This is a genomic window from Paraburkholderia lacunae, assembly GCF_003353175.1.
Taxonomy (GTDB): Bacteria; Pseudomonadota; Gammaproteobacteria; order Burkholderiales; family Burkholderiaceae; genus Paraburkholderia; species Paraburkholderia lacunae.
Window position 1 is genome coordinate 273,124 of the sequence record NZ_QHKS01000004.1, and the last position, 18,984, is coordinate 292,107.

Sequence of the window (18,984 nt, forward strand, 5' to 3'; positions counted from 1 at the left end):
ACCGATGAGCGTGACCGTGCTCCCTGCGCTGGAAGCCTCCAGCCCGATTCCGGTGGAGGCCGGTGTCGGGCTGCGCTTTCGCCATCACCAACCCGTGCTCGACACACGACCCGCGGTCGCCTGGTTCGAGGTGCATACCGAGAACTACATGGGCGGCGGCAGCGCACCCCAATACCTGGACACGATTCGCCGCGACTATCCGGTGTCGCTGCACGGCGTAGGGTTGTCCCTCGGCAGCGCCGACGGGCTCGACGCGGCGCATCTGGCCCGGGTGCGCAGTGTGGTCGAGCGGGTCGAACCCGGGCTCGTTTCGGAACATCTGGCGTGGAGCGTGGCCGGCGGCACGTATCTGGCCGACCTGTTGCCCCTGCCGATGACTGAAGAAGCGTTGAGCGTGGTCTGCCGGCATGTCGATGAGCTGCAAACGTGCCTGCGCCGACGCATCCTGGTGGAGAACCCATCGACCTATCTACGCTTCAGGCATTCGACGATTCCGGAATGGGAATTCCTCGCCCAGGTCGCACAGCGCACCGGTTGCGGCATCCTGTGCGACGTCAACAACATCTACGTGAGCGCCTGCAATCACGGCTGGAACGCGATGACCTACCTCGATGCCTTGCCGCCGGCCTCGATCGGCGAAATCCATCTCGCCGGGCACAGCGTCCGGCAGCTCGATAACGGGAAGACATTGCGCATCGACGACCACGGTTCACGCGTGGTACCGCAAGTCTGGGCGCTCTACCGCGAGGCGCTCAAGCGCTTCGGGCCGGTTCCGACGCTGATCGAATGGGATACCGACGTACCGCCGATCGAAACCCTGATCGAAGAGGCCGTCCTCGCCGAGACGGAACTGGAAAGGCAACGCCATGAACACGGACACGCCAGCGCTGCTTGAGTTGCAGCGCGCGATGCAGCGAACCCTGCTCGACCGCACTGACGGCGACGCGTCGGCCTGGGTGATCGCCGACGGGTTGGACGCCGGCGCACGGCTCGGCATTTACCGGAATACCTGCGCCAGCGTGCTCGTCTCGGCCCTTCGCCTGGCCTTCCCGGCGGTACAGCATCTGGTCGGTCCGGCGTTTTTTGAGGGCGCTGCGGGGTTATTCGTTGCAGAGGCTCCACCGCGGAGTGCGTGGCTGGATGAGTACGGTGCAGGATTTCCGGATTTTCTGGACCGGCTGCCGCAAGCGGCGTCGGTGCCTTATCTCGCCGACGTGGCACGCCTGGAATGGCACGTCAACCTCGTCCTTCACGCGCCAGACGCCCCGCCGCTCGATATCGCGCGCCTGACGGCACTGGGCGAAGCCGGGCCGGCGCAATTGCGCTTCCAGTCTCACCCGGCGGTACGACTGCTGCGATGTGATTTCCCGGTTGACGTCATCTGGCATGCGGTACTGGAGCGCGATGAGCGGGCCATGGCAGCGGTCGATCTCGCGGAAGGGCCCGTCTGGCTGCTCGTTCACCGAACGCGCAGCGGCATCGAGGTGGTGCGTCTGGGCGAGTGCGAATGGCGCTTTACCGCAGCGCTGTTGTCGGGAAAGCCGTTATCCGCAGCGTTGGAAGAGGCGCCATGCGACGACGCGTACACCGTGCTCGCCACGCACCTGGCGCGCGGATGCCTTGCGGATGTTAGCGTGGTTCCCAGGGCGGTGGCACGCGGAATACGGAGGACCCACACATGACTCGCTCTCATCAACCCGTCACTCTGTCGCCGGTCGACAGCAGTCAAATCATGCGTCTTGTCAGATGGCTCGAGCGCGTGCCCTACGCCCTGCTCGCCATCCCGTTGCGAATTGCGGTTGCGACCGTCTTCTGGAACTCCGCGATGACCAAACTGGCGAACTGGGAGGCCGCTCTTGCCCTGTTCCGCGATGAATACAGATTGCCGCTGCTGCCGCCGGAACTTGCCGCTTACATGGCCGTGTCGATCGAGTTGTCGACGCCTGTCCTGTTGATACTCGGCCTGGCTACCAGGCCCGTTGCATTTCTACTTCTGGGGATGACAAGCGTCATCGAGATATTTGTCTATCCCCAGGCATGGCCCACCCATATCCAGTGGGCTGCCATGCTGCTGGTGCTCTTATGCCGCGGTGCCGGAAGCGGGTCCGTCGACCATTGGCTACGAAAGCGCTGGATCGGCTAATTCGCCACAGACGCACCGACTTCACACCGAATTAACACCTACTTGACGAAAACTTCACAGGCCGTTGCGTAGCATCCACGTCTGTCGCCATCCCGACAGATGGCCAACAGACCCTGGATGTCGCTATGCGCCGATCGTTGCTGCTCGCCTGCCCGATATTGACAGTGACGCTGACGGTGGTGCTGACGGGATGCGCGACTTACCGCCCGCAGCCGATCGCGCCGATGCAAATCGCCCAACGCTTCGAGGAACGCACGCTTGCGAGCGCCGAACTGCGCGCGTACCTCGCGCGGCAGCTCGGGCACGATATCGATCCGTGGCCTCTGCCGCGCTGGAACCGCGGGATGCTCACGCTCGCGGCTGACTACTACAGCCCGGTCCTCGATATCGCGCGTGCGCAATGGGGCACCGCCAAAGCGGGCATCGATGTCGCGGGCGCGATGCCGAACCCGGTGCTGCAACTGCCGTTCCAGTACACGACGCCGAACCCGGGGCCCGGTGCGCCATGGGTCGTCGGCCCCGGGCTCGACATTCCGATCGAGACCGCGCACAAGCGCGGCTATCGGATCGACCAGGCGTCACACCTGTCGGAAGCCGCGCGCCTCGCCATCGGCAACGAGGCGTGGAAGGTGCGCGCCCAGGTGCGCGACGCGCTGCTTTCGCTCTACGCCGCCCGGCAACACACCGCGTTGCTGGCGCGCAAGGCCGGCGCCCAGCAGCAGATCGTCGCGATGGTAACGAAGCGCCGTTCGGTCGGCGAAAACTCAGGGCCGGACGTCGATGCGGCGGTGCTCGCAGCCACCCAGGCACAGGCCGATCTCGCCGCCGCACGCAGTGCCGCACAGGACGCGCGCGCGCAACTGGCGACGGCGATCGGCGTGCCGGTCACCGCGCTCGACGACATCCAGTTCGATGACGAGGCGTTCGTTACCGCGCCACCTGCGCCGCCCGCCGCTGACGCGCAGCGCGAAGCGGTTTTCCATCGTCTCGATCTGTTGGCATCGCTGGCCGAGTATGCGGCTGCCGAATCGGCGTTGCAGCTCGAAGTCGCGAAGCAATATCCGGACATCCATTTCGGCCCCGGCTACACCTACGACACCGGCACGCACAAGATCGCATTCGGGCTGGCCGGCATCACGCTGCCGGTCTTCGACCAGAACCAGGGCGGCATTACGCAGGCGGAGGCGAAACGCAAGGAGGCGGCCGCGCGCACCGCAGCCTTGCAGGACACGATTTTCAACGACCTCGACCATGCGCTCACCCATTACCAGGCAAGCCGCGATGCCGTGCAGCTCTCCGTCACACGCCTGGCCACCGCGCGCAAGCAGCTGGACAGCCAGGCCGCCAGCTTCACGACCGGCACCAGCGACCGCCTGACGTTCACCCAGGCCAGGGCGGACTACGAAGCGAGCGAGATCGCCCATCTGGACGCCGTGGTCGGTGCCCAGCAGGCGGCCGGCGCACTCGAAGACGCGATGCAGCGGCCGCTCGCACCGGAGAGCGCCAACCCTACCGTGACCCAACAAGAGATATCCCGATGAAACGCACATTGGTCATTCTTTCGGTTGTCTCCGTGCTGCTGGCGGCCGGCGCCAGCTGGTTCATCTACCAGACACTCGTTGGCAGTCAACCGAGGCCGGGCGCACCGGCGCAGGCCGCCACCCAACCGTCCGTGCAGACGGTGAACGGCGAAACGGTGGTCGTCGTCGCCACCGACGTGCAGCGCGCCAGCCATATCGATGTCGCGCCGCTCGCGGTCGCCGCCATCCAGCCTGAGAACACCGCATACGCGACGGTGGTCGACTTGCAGCCGCTGTTCGATCTGCGCAACCGGCTCGCGGCCGCGCGGGCGGACTACGACACGTTGCGCGCACAGGCCGGCAATTCGCACGCGCAATACGAGCGTAGCCGCGTGCTGTTCGAAGACGATCGCAACGTCTCGCAAAAGAGCCTGCAGGACGCGCGAGCGGCCATGCAGGGCGATCAGGCGAAGCTCCAGTCGGCCGAAGCGGCGCAAAGCGGTCTGGATGCGACGATGCGGCAACAGTTCGGCGATGCGCTCGCGAGCGCCGCGATGGCGCCGGCTTCGGATCTGTTCCAGCGCCTGCTCGCCGGCCGCGCGGTCGTATTGCGCGTGACGCTGCCCGCCGGCTACAGCGGCGCCCCGCCCGAGCGCATCAAGGTCGACGCGCCGGACGGCCAGCCGGTCGCGGCACAGAAACTCTCTGCCTCGCCGCAAGGCGATCCGGCGGTCCAGGGCAACCCGTATTTCTACGCGGCCGGGCGCGCGTTGCCCGTTGGAATGCACACCGCCGCGCATGTGCCGGCGTCGAACCGGAACGTGTCCGCGCTCGTGATCCCCGAACCTGCCGTGATCTGGTACGGCGGACAGCTATGGGTCTATGTGCGCACTGCACCCGATCGCTTCACACGACGTTACGTGCCGGACGCCGCTTCAAGCGATCAGGGCTTCGTCGTGACCGATGGTTTTCACGCGGGCGATGAAGTGGTGATGCATGGCGCGCAGTTGCTGCTCTCCCAGGAACTGCGGCCACAGGGCATCGCGACGGCTTGCAAGGATCCGCCCGAATGTGACGACTGATCCGCAGGTCGGCGGGCCTACTTGCGGCTTGCCCACTTCACCCACACCGCACCCTTCCGGCCGCCGATGCTCAACGCCATCATCCGATTCTCGCTGCGCTTTCGCGGTGTGATTTACGCGCTGGCCGTGCTGCTGGCCGGCTATGGCCTCTATACGCTCACGCGCGCGAAGCTCGATGTATTTCCGGAGTTCGCTCCGCCGATGAGCATTGTGCAGACCGAGGCGCCGGGCCTCACGAGCGAACAGGTCGAGACGCTGGTCACCCAGCCAGTCGAAAACGCGCTTGCCGGCATGGTCGGCCTGCAGTCGATGCGTTCGAAGTCGCTGCAGGGCCTGTCCGCGATCACGGTGGTGTTCGACAGTCATGCGAACCTGCTGCAGGTCCGGCAACTCGTGTCCGAGCGCGTGAACGCGCTGGCCGCGACCCTGCCTGCGGGCGTGCAGCCGCCGAGGCTGCTGCCGCTCACCACCACCACGAGTGTGGTGCGCACCATTGGCCTGACCTCGAAGACACGCTCGCTGATGGACCTGTACGACATTGCGCAGTGGACGGTCAAGCCGCAACTGTTGAGCGTGCCGGGGGTCGCGGACGCCATCGTGTTCGGCGGCGACACGCGGCAGCTGCAGATTCAGGCCGATCCGGCCAGGCTGATGCGCTACGGGCTGTCGATCCAGGACGTGATCACCGCGGCCCGGACGTCTACCGGCGTGCGCGGCGCGGGCTTCATCGAGAGCGCGAATCAGCGCATCGCCATCAATACCGATGGACAGATCCGGACACCCGGCGCCATGGCCGGTGTGGTCCTGCGCTGGAGCAACGGCGCAGCCGTGCGGCTCGGCGACGTCGCAACCGTCACCTGGGGCGGCGCGCCTGCGGTCGGTGCCGCATCGATCATGGGCACGCCCGGTGTGATGCTGGTCCTCGAAAGCCAGTACGGCACCAACACGCTCGCCGTCACCAAGGACATCGAGAAGACGCTCGCCGCGCTCAAGCCGGCGCTGACCCAGCAAGGCGTCGACCTGAACGCCGACGTGTTCAGGCCGGCAAATTTCATCGACGCGGCGGTCGGCCATCTGCGCACGGCGCTGCTGGTCGGCGCGGTGCTGGTGATCGCGGTGCTGTTCCTGTTCCTGCTCAATGTCCGGACCGCGGTCATTTCAGCCGTCGCGATCCCGCTCTCGCTGCTGGTCGCGATCATCGTGCTGACGTCGTTCGGCGTGAGCCTGAATACGATGACGCTTGGCGGCCTCGCGATCGCGCTCGGCGAAGTGGTCGACGACGCGATCATCGACGTGGAGAACATCTACCGGCGGCTGCGCGAGAACCGCACCCGGCGCGAGCCGATGGCGGCGTTCCGCGTCGTGCTGCGCGCCTCGCTCGAGGTGCGCAGTGCGGTCGTGTTCGCAACCTTCATCGTGATGCTGATCTTCCTGCCGGTGCTGACGCTCTCGGGGATAGCCGGCAAGCTGTTCGCTCCGCTAGGCGTCGCCTACATCCTCGCAGTGCTGGCGTCGCTCGGCGTCGCGCTCACGCTCACGCCGGCGATGGCGCTCGCGCTGCTGGCGCGCGGGCCGCTGCCCGCTCACGAGCCACGCCTGCTGACGTGGCTGAAGGCGCGCTACGCCGCCCTGCTGCTGAAGGTCGAGCAGCGCGTGAAGACGATCATGGTGGTGGTCGCCGTGATGTGCGTGGCGGCTCTGGCCGCGCTGCCGTTTCTACGCGGCAACTTCATTCCTGAGCTGCGCGAGGGACACTACATCGTGCACATGGGCCTGGCCCCCGGCACATCGCTCGGCGAATCGATGCGCATCGGCACGCAGGTTTCGCAGGCGCTGATGCACGTGCCGGGGGTGCGGCTGGTCGCGCAGCGCGCCGGCCGGGCGAACGAGGTCGTCGATCCGGTCGGCGTTCAGTTGAGCGAGTTCGAGGTCGACCTCACGCCGATGAGCGCGGACCGGCAGAGCGCGATCCTGCGCAGCATCCAGGATGCGCTCGCCCGCTTTCCCGGCCTCACGACCTCGGTCAACACGTTTCTTGTCGAACGGATCGACGAGACCATTTCTGGCGTGACGGCGCCCGTTGCGGTCAACGTCTTCGGCGACAACCTCGATGTGATCGATCGCAAGGCGCAGGACATCGCCCGGCTGCTCGGCACGATCCGCGGCGCAGCGAGCGTGCGGGTGGAATCGCCGCCGGGCATCCCGGAGCTCGACGTCAGACTGAAGCCCGACCAGTTGAGCCGCTGGGGCTTCCGGCCCGTCGACGTGCTCGATGCAATCCAGAGCGCCTGGCAGGGGAGCACGGTTGCGCAAACCTATGAAGGCAGCCGGCCCTACGACGTCACCGTGGTTCTCGCGCCCGATGCGCGCAGGAATCTGGGCGACGTCGGCGCGCTGATGCTGCGCAATCCGGATGGGTTGGCCGTGCCGTTGCGCGAACTGGCGAGCATCGGCCAGGTCTCCGGCCGGTATCAGATCACGCACGACGGCGGTCGCCGGATGCAGACCGTATCCGTCAATCTCGGCAGCCGCGCGGTGAGCGATTTCGTGAGCGAAGCGCAGGCGCGTGTGAATCGCGACATCGTGATGCCCAGAGGCACGTACGCAGTGTTCTCGGGCGAAAGCGAAGCGCGCACACAATCGCAGCGCGACCTGCTCGCCTATGGGGCGATGTCAGCGGCCGGCATCGCACTGCTGCTGTTCCTCGCGATGAGGAGCCGCCGAGGTGTCGTGCTGGTGATGGTGAACCTGCCGTTCGCGCTGGTGGGCGGGGTGCTGAGCGTGCTGCTGAGCGGCGGCGACCTGTCGCTGGGCGGCATGGTCGGTTTCATCACCCTGTTCGGCATTTCGCTGCGCAACTCGATCATGCTGATCAGCCACTATGAGCATCTGGTGCATGTCGACGAAATGCCGTGGGGCATGGAGGCGGCCGTGCGCGGCGCATCGGAGCGGCTGATACCGATCCTGATGACGGCGCTCGTGACCGCCCTCGCCTTGCTGCCGCTCGCACTGACCAGCGGCGCGGCCGGCAACGAGATCGAGGGGCCGATGGCGATCGTCATTCTCGGCGGACTGACCACCTCCACGATCCTGAACCTGATTGTCCTGCCGACGCTTGCGCTGCGCTATGGCCGCTTCGAGCGCGACACGCTGGCGGAACCGTAGGCCACGTCATCGAACGGGTGATCCATTGTGTAACGCGCGTACGGCGCCGATTCGCTGGGGTGCGTCATAGTCCGGGCTGCAGTGTCGTCGTATAGCGACTGACATAAAAATAATTTCTGGACGTAGGAATATCCAGTGCTGCGTCGACGTTTTAATAACGTAGTGCGCGGGCGGAATGGACAGTGCTAGAAGGGCAATCGAGCCTGCAATTCATTGCCTCTTGCGACGACTACGACCCGGACGGCAGCGTGAGCAACGCTCTGCCGTTAGCTAGTAATTCGTGCTGCGGTCGAAGGACCGCTCGTCGTTTCTTTGTGCTCCGTCTGACCCATCTCAATGAATCGCCCGGCCATGGCATGACGCGTAGCACGCGGAAGCCCACAGCGACCTGCGGGGGGAAAACGTCATGATCGTCAGTCCGCGTGTTGCCGTCTTCCTTGCTGTGACCGCGCTCTGCTTCGTTTGCAGTCCCGGCTACGCAAAGGAGACGATACGAGCCACGTTGCTCAACAACGCGATCCAGCTTGATAAGAATCGCGTGAAGGCGGGTACAGTCACGTTCGAGGTAAGCAATGCACCGGACACCGGTGAAACACACGAACTCGTCGTGCTAAAAACGGACCAGGCCGCCGACAGGCTGCCAGTTAGAAAAAAACAGGTGCCAGAGAGCCAGTTCAAAAAAATGGGAGAGGCCGAAGACATTGACCCTGGCAGGAGCAAGCGTTTGACGCTCAAGTTGGCGCCCGGCCGCTACGTGCTGAGCTGCAACAAAGCCGGCCACTACGCTATGGGGATGCGCACGTCCCTGGTCGTCACGCCCTGACCGGCCTGCATGACGCGCATCCTTGATGCACCTTCACTTATCGCCGAAGGCGTCAGGCCGGTCGCAGTAGGTGGCCGCAGCCGGGTTAAAGTGCGAGCCAATTCAAATGGAAGCGCTGATTAATCTCTGCGTCGCACACCCCGAAATAATTCGCCGACAAGGGAATAAAGCCACGTCACCGCACGTTCAGTAATCTCATTGACTCTCGATCAGGTAAGGAGCGCTGTTATGAAATCGCTGCTTAAGGTGTTGAGCATCGTTGCAGGCGGCGTAGCTTTAGCGAGTCTCGTCGCATGTGGCGGATCCGTCCACGTGCAATCGTTTACGGCGACCGCGCTGGTTTCGGATGGCGCCGTCCCTGCGCCGCACACCGATACGAACTTGAAAAACCCTTGGGGCATCGCATTCAATCCGAAGGGCTTCGTCTGGGTCGCGGACAACGCGACGTCGGTCGCCACGCTCTATGACGGCAACGGCGTGCCGCAATCGCTCATCGTCAGTATTCCTGACGGTAGCAGCGGTCCTGCGAATCCGACCGGCATCGTTTTCAACGGCACCACGGATTTCGTCGTCAGTCAGGGCGGCAAGTCCGGCGTGGGCGTTTTCATCTTCGTGGGCGAAGGCGGCACCGTCACTGCGTGGTCGCCCGCAGTCAGTCCGACGGCCGCGATCACGATGTTCGACGACGGCAGTGGCGGCGCCGTCTACAAAGGGCTTGCGCTCGCGAGCAACGGCGGCGCCAACTTTCTGTATGCCGCTGATTTTCACAACGGCAAGATCGACGTTTTCGACAGGACCTTCACGAAAGTCGCGATGCCCGGCAAGTTTCAGGATCCGACGCTACCGCCCGGGTTCGCACCGTTTGGCATTCAGGCAATCGGTTCGAAGCTGTTCGTGACCTACGCGAAACAGAATGCGGCGATGCATGACAATCTCGACGGCCCAGGCCTCGGCTTCGTCGATGTATTCGATACGGCGGGCAATCTCATGCAGCGCTTCGCATCGGCCGGTCCGCTGAATGCACCGTGGGGCGTCGCGCAGGCGCCCGGCAACTTCGGTCCGTTTAGTGGCGACGTGCTGATCGGCAATTTCGGCGATGGCACGATCAACGCTTTCGACCCGGTGAGCGGCCAGTTCGTCGGCGCCCTCAAGCTGAAGGACGGGACCGTATTCGTGCAGCAGGGCCTGTGGGGGATCGCGTTCGGCAACGGGCTCGACAACCAGCCTGTGAACACGTTGTTCTTTGCCGCAGGACCCAATGACGAAGCGGACGGCGTCTACGGACGGATCGACGTGCAGATGTAGCATGCAGCGATCGTCGCGCACGTTCGTTGCGATCTGTGAAACCTGCACTGGGACGTGCCCGGAACTCACCTTGCGTCCATTGGGTGCGTCACGGGGTGCTACGGAGATCTCGGTGACGAGCGGCCGCAGATTGGCATGCGATCACGTCGCCGCTCCCCGCAGAACAACAAATCCGCCCCCTCGCCCGCGACGAACCATTTCAACCCTGATAACTCCACGTATCAGGATTGCGTTTAATGGCGGATCGGCGCACGCTCATGCCGGCGCTCCTGTCGAGGTGCGATGACGAAGCACCAGGCAATGCAGCCATTGCGAGGCCTCTTCGCAGTCGCCCACGTCAATCACGAACTCCTGCCCCTTGCCAACCGTTTGCACGATGACGCACTCGTCGTCGATACGCCACCGGGCAGGATCGCGGTGGTAGCTGAGAGTCGGCTGCTCAGGGTTTTTGAGCAGCCAGCGCGGCACACGCCAGACGGAACGGGAACGACCGGGCGCAGTAAGCTGCAGGTCAGCGCCCCAGCCCCGGAATGCGCCGGCCGCTGGTACTCGATGGCGCGAACCCACCAGGCGCTCGCCGGCGACATAGATCGTGTTGTCCACGCCAATGTGGGCGGCGTGCTGCACGTGCGGATGATCCTCAAGCCACGCCGGGCATTCAGATGCACCTACCTTGTGGACCTGCCCGACCTGAAGCCAGCCGAAGAGGGCGTGGACGTTCGGCGCACCGGGTACGTACCGCCACCGGCCCGCGAAGTGCTCAGCTTGACGGAACCACCCGAAGAACAGGAAAACGTCCCCCGGCCCCACGCCCTGTTTGGCGAGGTGCTTCTGCGCCGCGCCTACCTGCCCGAGCGACGCACGCCACCCAGGTCGGCGCGCCACACTGCCATCACTCAGGTCAGGATCGAGATGAACAGAAGTGCGCGAAGTGACCGTGCCTTCCGTCAGGTCGCTGGCGAGATTGTGCAATGGCCCCAGAGGGCCCTGGATGTCGCCGAGCGGGCGGCCGTAACGCGATGGGATGGGCAAGGTCTGAAGCGACCCGTCCGGGAGGATCGGGCTCGGCACCCGGCCATACTGGGAATCAAATCCTTTGCGGCTAAAGATGATTTTCAAAGGTCACTCCCGCCAGTCGCTGGCACCATGCTGGCGAGTATATTCAAATCCGCTATCCTCGCTTTGGCCTCCTGCCTATACGGGACTCGTTCTCACATACGATCGAGAACGAATTTGAAACTCCTTGTCGTGGCCGGTCATTGCGAACCGACTTGTCGCTGCCTTCTTCGTCGCCGCGGGTTAGGTACCCTCAGCCACAGAACAATCGACGGCACATAAAGTGGGAGAGTATTCATATGTGGCAATAATCAGATAGTGATGGATCGCACGACCGTCCACCAGCCTCGCCGATGCAAGGTTGATTGCCGTGGGCTCGCCAAACAACGCGCTCTTGTCGACGTGATCAGCAACGCATCCCATTCAAGCCTCCGAATGCTCACGCATGAAGTGTTTCAGCATGGGCAAGAAAAAATCATGCCCACCGATCAGCGCGAATTCTGTTTCGAAAAGGGAAAGCCACTGAAAACTGAATTCAATGGGTTCGTCACCGGAACCTGGATGGGTTTCGAAATGCGTCCAGTACTCCTTCATAGCAATGGAATCGCTCACCTTAACATGCACGACATGCCGGTGCTGGATCTCGCTTCTTCCGAATTTCCTCATCGAATAAAAGTAGTCGCCCAGAATACGCACAACTTCGGCGTCCTCGACACCACTTTCCTCGCGTAGCTCGCGTAGCGCGGCGGCCACCGGAATTTCGTCCTGCTCCATCGTGCCGGCGATCACCTGCCGCCCGGCTTCCGGGAACTTAGGCTGCGTGAAAGTGAGCAATCTATTTCGCCACGTAAGATAGACCAATACTTTATTCTTGATTCACACGATAGTTCTTCCAGCCGGAACCATTGAATACGAGGCGCGCTAGCGGCCAGCGGTATCTCGAGGCCTCCTAAAACCTGCCGCGTCACCTAACGAAAATACCCGAGTTGGCTGCACCGTGTTGCGCGATCATAAACTCTACGGGATTCCAACCTCCGTCGCCCGCCATTACGAGCGAGCCCGTTTTGTAGTTGCGCAAGAACCGCCTTCATCAGGAAAACAACGCTATTTCCTATCGCGCCCCCAAGAGGCGCTCTGCCATTGATGGCACACCGGGTTGCAGCCGTATCCGTAGAAGGCGGGTAACTCCTCGCGCTCCCCCGCGCCCAATACCAGATCTGGTCATAGATGCATCCGCTGACGATCGTCCGGGAATGCCTTGGATGCATAGATGTGGAATCGCTTCCGTGCTCGGGCACAGCGCCTTTCCCGAAAAGTAGTTTGACAAACTATCTTTAGATATATATCTTACGACACATCTTAAGACATAAATGGAGCACCCAGGATGCGTCATCACCACCGTCTTTCCCAGTCACGCAACGCGGACGACCATTCCTACGCCGAACACGGCAAACCTTCGCTGCATGCGCTTTGGCATGCGCTCGCCCGCCATCATGAGTATCGCGGCGAGCGCCGCCATGGTGGGTACGATGGTCTCGGCCGCCGGCCTGACTTCCGCGACGGCGACCGTGGCGGCGATCACAGCCGCCGTGGCCACGACGAGCGCGGCAACTTCGCCGGCGACCCACGCTTTGGCCATCGAGGCTACGACCGCTTCTCGCTGCATGCGCTGTGGCACGCGATCGGCCGCCATCACGAGCACCGCGGCGGAGGCCGGGGTGGACGCTTCGGCGGCGGTCCCGGCGGCTTCGGCGGCGACGGCGACGGTTTCCCACGCGGCCGAAAATTCACCTCCGAAGATCTGCAGTTGCTGCTGCTGTCGATGATCGACGCGCAGCCGAGCCACGGCTACGAGTTGATCAAGGCGCTTGAAACCCGCTCGAACGGCTTCTACAGCCCGAGCCCCGGCATGGTCTATCCGGCGCTCACGTATCTGGAAGAACTCGGCTACGTGACCGTGCAGCTCGAAGGCAACCGCAAGCGCTATGAACTGGCCGAAGCCGGCCGCGAGTATCTGAGCGCCAACCGCGACCGCGTCGAGTTGATGCTCGCGAAACTGAGCCATATTGCCCGCAAGATGGATTCCGTGCGTCGCGCTTTTGCCGGCGAGGAGCCGGCCGACATCAGCGAAGGCGGCTGGCTGCCGGAACTGAACGAAGCACGCCGCGCGCTCAAGCATGCGCTGCTGCGCCGGGACAATGCGCCCGCTGCTGAACAGCGCCGCATCGCCGCGATCCTGATGCGCGCGGCAAAGGAAATCGAAGGCGAAGGCGAAAGCAGCGCCGATGACAACCGCGGTGGCCAGACTGTTTGAGAGCGCTTAAGCCGCCTGAGCCGTCTGAGCCGTCTGAGCCGTCTGAGCCGTCTGAGCCGTCTGAGCCGTCTGAGCCGTCTGAGCCGTCTGAGCCGTCTGAGCCGTCTGAGCCGTTTGAGCCGTTTGAGCCGTTTGAGCCGTTTGAGCCGTTTAAGCGCGCTTGAAACTGCTTGAAATTGCACTGCAAAACCGTCGCGCGCCATTACAAGTCGTTAGCGCCCTTGCACCCTCGCGCACCGGTCAAACCAACAGGAGTAGCACCCAATGTCGAGAAACGAGTTGCCCAATGAGCTGGCAATTAACCACCGGGCCGATCTGGCGGTCAATCGCGTGCGGCATCCGCTGAAGTTCCGTCTGTTGCAGGTCGCGCGCGTGCAGGCGCTGACGCCGCATCTGATTCGCGTCACCTTCACGGGCGAGGACCTGCACGACTTCGTCTCCGCGTCGTTCGACGACCACATCAAAGTCTTTTTCCCCGTGCCCGGCGCCGACCGACCCGTGCTGCCGGTTGCCGGTCCGGACGGTCCCACGTTCCCCGCCGACCAGCCGCGTCCGATCGCGCGCGACTTCACGCCGCGACGCTTCGACCGCGCAGCCCGCGAACTCGACATCGAATTTGCGATGCATGAGGCCGGTCCAGCCGCTGCATGGGCGGCGCAGGCCAAGGTCGGCCAATACCTCGGCATCGGCGGGCCACGCGGGTCGCTGGTGATACCCACCGGTTTCGACTGGCATCTTTTGATCGGCGACGATACCGCGCTGCCGGCCATTGCGCGCCGCCTCGAAGAACTGCCTGTCGGCGCGCGCGTCGCGGCGGTGATCGAAGTGGCCGATCCGTCGGCGCGCCTCGAATTCGCCACGCGTGCCGAGCTGCATCTCGTCTGGCGCTATCGCAGCGAATCGGCGTATCGCGGCGACGCATTGCTGCAAGCGGTGCGCGAACTCTATCTGCCCGAAGACGGCGAAGGCTACGTGTGGGCCGCCGGAGAATCCGCGACGATGCGGGCGGTGCGTTACCACTTGTGCACCGAACGCGGCATCGAGAAGTCGCGCATTCGCGCGGCCAGCTACTGGAAACAGGGTGCAGAAGCGGTTCACGAGTCGCTCGACGATTGAAGCGCGCCCAGCCATAGCGCCGCAGGCTACGTGGACTGTCAGAGCGAACAGAAACAGGGATTTGACGATGTATTCGATTAGCACAAGGCACGAGCGCCGTTTGCTGTGGCTGCTTGCGCTGACGCAGTTCACCATCATCATGGACTTCATGGTGATGATGCCGCTCGGGCCGCAGATCATGCACGCCTTCAGCATCACGCCTGCCGCGTTTGCGACTGCCGTGTCCGCGTATTCATGGTGTTCCGGTCTGTCGGGGCTGTTTGCCGCGACTTACATCGACCATTTCGACCGGCGCCGTTTGCTGCTGACCGTGTATGCGCTATTCGCGCTGTCGAACCTTGCGTGCGCGTTGGCCGGCAGCTTTCCGCTCCTGCTTGCCGCGCGTGCTTTTGCCGGCATCACCGGAGGCGTGTTGGGTTCGGTGATCATGGCGATTGTGGGCGACGTGATTCCGGTGCAGCGCCGCGGCGCCGCGACCGGCACGATCATGACGGCGTTTTCGCTGGCGGCGATTGCCGGCGTACCGGCCGGCGTGATGCTGGGCGCGCATTTCAGCTGGGCCGCGCCGTTCGTGTTGCTGGTGGTGCTGTCCGCGATCGTCTGGTTTGCGGGATTGCAACTGGTGCCGTCGCTCGCGGAGCATCTGAGCCGCCGGCAGTCCGCGCTTGGTGAAGTGCTGCCTGATTTGTGGCGGATATTGAGCAACCCGCGTCATGTGAATGCGTTCGCGCTGACATTCATGATGATGGTGTCGCACATGCTCGTGATTCCTTTCATCTCGCCGATGCTGGTGGCTAATCACGGTGTGGCGCCTGCGCAGTTGTCATGGTTGTATATGGCCGGCGGGGCCGCGACGTTTTTTACTTCCCGGCGAGTTGGCCGGCTTGCAGACCGGTTTGGCACGCGGCGCGTGTTTCGGATCGCCGCGGTGCTATCGGTCGTGCCTGTGCTGTTTGTCACCCATCTGCCTGAGTTGCCGTTTTATGCGCTGGTATTGTTCTTTCCGTTTTTCATGGTGCTGATGTCCGGGCGGATGGTGCCGATGCAGGCACTGCTGACCACGGTGCCGGAACCCTCCCGGCGTGGCGCTTTTCTTAGCGCCAATAGCGCGTTGCAGGCGCTCGGTACGGGGTGCGGGGCATGGGTCGGAGGGCTCATGCTCAGCAATTCGCCCTCCGGGGAGATTTTGGGGTATGGGACGGTGGGGCTGGTCGCTGTCGCTATTGCCCTGGTCGGGGTTGCCTGGATTTCTCGCGTCCGCGGGGTTCACGTCGAGTTGCCTCGCGCAGAGGGTTTGCAGGCTGAGGTTGCGGGAGAAGGCTGAGGTTGTTGCCTGCGGCGCAGCGTCTATGGTGTGTTAGCCTGGACCGGACCTGACAGGTAGTCGGCGACGCGAAGATGACCACGGCATGACTTAAACCCCACCGCCAAAGGCAAAACTATCACGCCAGCGAAACCAGAGGATGCCCCTCCTTTTTCCACGGCGAAGCCAGAAACCACCGGACTCTTTCTGCGCGGACTTCCGCCAGCGAAGCCGGCGCCCACCTTGCGCGCCGGTCCTTATCGATCAACTGTGCCCTGACGCCCTCACAGAAATCCCCTTCCTCGATCACCCGCCTGACAATGCCCAGCTCCATCCGGAAGCACTCAGCCAGCGTCATCTGCCGCCCACGCAATAAAGCCTCACGCGTGACACACAACATCGTGGGCGAATGCCCCACCATTGCGTCATAAGTGGCCTGTAGCCACTGCCGCACCTCCCGCGGCGGCTCGCGCTCCAGATCATGCCGCAACGTCGCGACCATCCGCTCGACACTCGAGCGTCGATCGAAATGCCGCAAAATCAACTGCGTAAAAGGACCCAAGCCAGCATGCGGAATAATGTTGCACGGCGGCTCGAACACGCCTCGCAACGCCGCCAGCAAATCCCCCGCATGCGACATGCGCTGCAAGCGCTCCTCGAACGTAGCAAGCCACTCGGCCGGCACGCATAAATCAGCCAGTTGCAGCCGCAATGCATCAGCCCCGGAAAGCGTCACACCCGTCAGGCCGACATACAACTCGACCTCCGCCGGCATCACGCTCAAAAACCGCGTCGCTCCGACATCGGGCAAAAAACCAATGCGCGTCTCCGGCATCGCAAGCCGGCTGCGCTCTGTGACGACCCGCAGCCGCGCCGCCTGGCCGAGGCCCATGCCGCCTCCCATCGTAATGCCGTCGAGCAAAGCGACTACCGGCTTCGGAAAGGTATGCAGCGCGTAATCGAGCCGGTATTCATCGACGAAAAATGCCAGCCACCGGCTGTCGCCGCCGTTCGCCAGCCGGTGCACCTCGCGCACGTCGCCACCGGCACAAAAACCCTTGGCGCCCGCGCCTTTCAGCACGAGCGCGACAATACCGTCATCAGTGCGGCAATGTTCGACCAGCACGGCAAGCTCGCGCACCATCGCGTGCGACAACGCATTAAGCGCCGCCGGCCGGTTCAGCGTGATGATCGCCACACGGTTGACGACGCGAAACAGAATCTCCCGCTCCGCCTCCGCGCTCGCCTGCGCTGCCACGCTCTGTGCCGCGCTCATCGATGCGTCTCCTGCTCCATGTGTTCAGCCTGCATAACCTGCGAAAGCTGCCAGCGCGGTGCGCGCTTCTCGAGGAACGCGTTGACGCCTTCGCGCTGATCCACGCCGTCGAACAGATCGACGAAACGTTCGCGCTCCACGGCCAGCGCCGCCGAGCGCGGCACGCCGTCGCGCGCCTGATGAATCAGCGTCTTGCTGAAGCCGACCGCCTGCGGGCTCAGCGTCGCGACGCGCGCCGCCATCGTCAGTGCGGCCTCGCGCGAGGCGCCCTTGTCCACCACTTCTTCGACCAGACCGATGCGCAACGCAGTCGCCGCATCGACACGCTCGCCCGTCAGAATCATGCGTTTGGCCCAGCCCTCGCCGACCAGCCACGGCAGCGTCTGCGTGCCGCATCCGCATGGCAGCAAGCCGACCGCCGTTTCGGGCAAGGCGAGCAGCGCGTGCTGTTCGGCAATCCGGATATCGCAGGCCAGCGCGCATTCGAGACCGCCGCCCATCGCATAGCCGTTGATCGCCGCGATCACCACCGGCCGCGCATTCTGCAAGGCTTCGAACGCGCTGCCGAAACGCATCGCCACGCTGCGCGCGACTTCGCGATTGCCGTCGGCGAACGTGTTCAGGTCGGCGCCCGCGCTGAAGAACTTCGGGCCGTCGCCGGTAATCACGATGGCACGCACGCGCGCCTCGCCGTTCAGGCGCTCGACGGTTCGTTGCAACAGCAGCAGACCGTCCGGCGTGAATGCATTGGCCGGTGGCCGCTTGAGCGTCAGCAGGGCGACGGCGCCTTCGTGCGCGTAGTCGAGTTCGATCATTGCGCATCTCCGTTCTTGCCGTCGTTACGGTAAAGCTTGATCACCGCCGAAAAGTCCAGCCGTCCCGCGCCTTTGCTGCTCATCGTCTGATAGAGCTGCTGCGCCAGTGCGCCGAGATACACCGGCTGACGCGCGAATTTCGCGGCGTCGGTGGCGAGGCCGAGGTCCTTGAGCATCAGATCGGTGCCGAAGCCGCCGGTGTAGCCGCGCGTCGACGGCGCGGTGTCGATCACGCCGGGCATCGGGTTATACGTGTCCGAACTCCAGCAGCGTCCGGTCGAGGTATTGATGATGCCGCCGAGCACCTTCGTGTCGATGCCGAGCGCCTCGCCGAGCGACATGGCCTCGGCCACCCCCGCCATCGTGATGCCGAGCACGAGGTTGTTGCAGATCTTCGCGACCTGCCCGGTTCCGGTAGCGCCGCAATGCACGATGTTCTCGCCCATCGCCGACAGCACCGGCTTGACCTGTTCATACGCGCTCGCGCTGCCGCCGACCATGAATGTCAGCGTGCCCGCCGCCGCGCCGCCGGTGCCGCCCGACACGGGCGCATCGACAAACGTGTTGCCGTGTTGCGCGGCCAGTTCGGCGAATGCCTTGACGCTCGCCGGGTCGATCGTGCTCGAATCGATGATGGTCACGCCTTTGGCAATGCCGGCGAATACGCCGTCGTCCGCCGTCAGCACGCTGCGCACGTGGGCGGCGGCGGGCAGCATCGTGATCACGCATTCGACGTCGCTCGCCGCCGCTTTCGGCGAACCCGCCGCCTTGGCGCCCGCCTCGACGAGTGCCTGCACAGCCTGCGCGTTGAGGTCGAACACGTTGACCGCGTGGCCCGCCTTGAGCAGGTTGAGCGCCATCGGCGCGCCCATATTGCCGAGTCCGATAAAGCCTATTTTCATGGTGTCGTCTCCTGTGTCGATGGGAGTTAGTGCTTCAGCACTTACTCCCATCCCATGCAAAGCTCGATGGGAGTTAGTGCTTCAGCACTTACTCCCATCCCATGCAAAGCTCGATGGGGGTTAGCGCTTCAGCGCTTACTCCCATCTCATGCAAAGCTCGATGG

Annotated in this window: 16 protein-coding genes; 11 read left to right on the forward strand and 5 right to left on the reverse strand. The window is 63.9% G+C overall.

Annotated features, from left to right (window positions below):
* Positions 1–4 precede the first annotated feature (4 nt).
* The 8 genes from bufB (at position 5) to DLM46_RS07950 (ending at position 10,038) form a co-directional block, all read left to right on the forward strand.
* Entirely contained in the window at positions 5–895 is an 891-nt protein-coding gene (gene bufB / locus DLM46_RS07915) for an MNIO family bufferin maturase (protein WP_115100202.1), read from the forward strand.
* Positions 867–1,682, forward strand: a complete 816-nt coding sequence (locus DLM46_RS07920; protein ID WP_115100203.1) for an HvfC/BufC N-terminal domain-containing protein — start codon at positions 867–869, stop codon at positions 1,680–1,682. Before bufB ends, DLM46_RS07920 begins: the two co-directional genes overlap by 29 nt.
* Positions 1,683–1,732: 50 nt before the next feature.
* On the forward strand, positions 1,733–2,143 hold the full coding sequence (locus DLM46_RS07925) for a DoxX family protein (RefSeq protein WP_115100204.1): 411 nt from the start codon (positions 1,733–1,735) through the stop codon (positions 2,141–2,143).
* 125 nt (positions 2,144–2,268) lie between these two features.
* Complete coding sequence (locus DLM46_RS07930; RefSeq protein ID WP_115100205.1) at positions 2,269–3,684, forward strand: TolC family protein; 1,416 nt, start codon at positions 2,269–2,271, stop codon at positions 3,682–3,684.
* Positions 3,681–4,745, forward strand: coding sequence for an RND family efflux transporter (locus tag DLM46_RS07935; protein ID WP_115100206.1), 1,065 nt, complete (start codon positions 3,681–3,683; stop codon positions 4,743–4,745). The genes DLM46_RS07930 and DLM46_RS07935 overlap by 4 nt, the downstream gene beginning before the upstream one ends.
* 66 nt (positions 4,746–4,811) lie before the next feature.
* Positions 4,812–7,910 carry an efflux RND transporter permease subunit gene (locus DLM46_RS07940; RefSeq protein ID WP_115100207.1) on the forward strand — a complete coding sequence of 1,033 codons (3,099 nt, stop codon included), beginning with the start codon at positions 4,812–4,814 and terminating at the stop codon, positions 7,908–7,910.
* Between the two features lie 406 nt (positions 7,911–8,316).
* Positions 8,317–8,733 carry a cupredoxin domain-containing protein gene (locus tag DLM46_RS07945; protein ID WP_115100208.1) on the forward strand — a complete coding sequence of 139 codons (417 nt, stop codon included), beginning with the start codon at positions 8,317–8,319 and terminating at the stop codon, positions 8,731–8,733.
* Between the two features lie 228 nt (positions 8,734–8,961).
* Positions 8,962–10,038 carry a TIGR03118 family protein gene (locus DLM46_RS07950; protein ID WP_115100209.1) on the forward strand — a complete coding sequence of 359 codons (1,077 nt, stop codon included), beginning with the start codon at positions 8,962–8,964 and terminating at the stop codon, positions 10,036–10,038.
* A gap of 255 nt (positions 10,039–10,293) precedes the next feature.
* Here the strand turns inward: DLM46_RS07950 and DLM46_RS07955 are convergent, their stop codons facing one another.
* Positions 10,294–11,157, reverse strand: coding sequence for an Nmad3 family putative nucleotide modification protein (locus DLM46_RS07955; protein WP_133300310.1), 864 nt, complete (start codon positions 11,155–11,157; stop codon positions 10,294–10,296).
* Between the two features lie 360 nt (positions 11,158–11,517).
* Positions 11,518–11,955 (reverse strand): NUDIX domain-containing protein, encoded by a 438-nt coding sequence (locus DLM46_RS07965; RefSeq protein ID WP_279635170.1) that lies wholly within the window; start codon positions 11,953–11,955, stop codon positions 11,518–11,520.
* Between the two features lie 523 nt (positions 11,956–12,478).
* Here DLM46_RS07965 and DLM46_RS07970 point away from each other — a divergent pair.
* The 3 genes from DLM46_RS07970 (at position 12,479) to DLM46_RS07980 (ending at position 15,848) form a co-directional block, all read left to right on the forward strand.
* Positions 12,479–13,408, forward strand: a complete 930-nt coding sequence (locus DLM46_RS07970; RefSeq protein ID WP_115100213.1) for a PadR family transcriptional regulator — start codon at positions 12,479–12,481, stop codon at positions 13,406–13,408.
* Between the two features lie 264 nt (positions 13,409–13,672).
* A complete protein-coding gene (locus tag DLM46_RS07975) occupies positions 13,673–14,524 on the forward strand; it encodes a siderophore-interacting protein (protein WP_115100214.1) in 852 nt (283 codons plus the stop codon).
* 67 nt (positions 14,525–14,591) lie between these two features.
* The gene (locus tag DLM46_RS07980) at positions 14,592–15,848 is read left to right on the forward strand and encodes an MFS transporter (protein ID WP_115100215.1); all 1,257 of its coding nucleotides are present in this window, start codon (positions 14,592–14,594) and stop codon (positions 15,846–15,848) included.
* Between the two features lie 118 nt (positions 15,849–15,966).
* On the opposite strand, the gene DLM46_RS07985 is transcribed toward DLM46_RS07980, so the two are convergent.
* From DLM46_RS07985 to mmsB, 3 genes are read right to left on the reverse strand one after another with little or no spacing between them, the layout of a single operon-like run.
* Entirely contained in the window at positions 15,967–17,103 is a 1,137-nt protein-coding gene (locus DLM46_RS07985; protein ID WP_115100216.1) for an enoyl-CoA hydratase/isomerase family protein, read from the reverse strand.
* Positions 17,100–17,918: an enoyl-CoA hydratase gene (locus DLM46_RS07990; RefSeq protein WP_115100217.1), complete on the reverse strand. Its 819-nt coding sequence runs from the start codon at positions 17,916–17,918 to the stop codon at positions 17,100–17,102. The genes DLM46_RS07985 and DLM46_RS07990 overlap by 4 nt, the downstream gene beginning before the upstream one ends.
* Entirely contained in the window at positions 17,915–18,820 is a 906-nt protein-coding gene (mmsB, locus tag DLM46_RS07995; protein ID WP_115100218.1) for a 3-hydroxyisobutyrate dehydrogenase, read from the reverse strand. Before mmsB ends, DLM46_RS07990 begins: the two co-directional genes overlap by 4 nt.
* Positions 18,821–18,984: the final 164 nt, after the last annotated feature.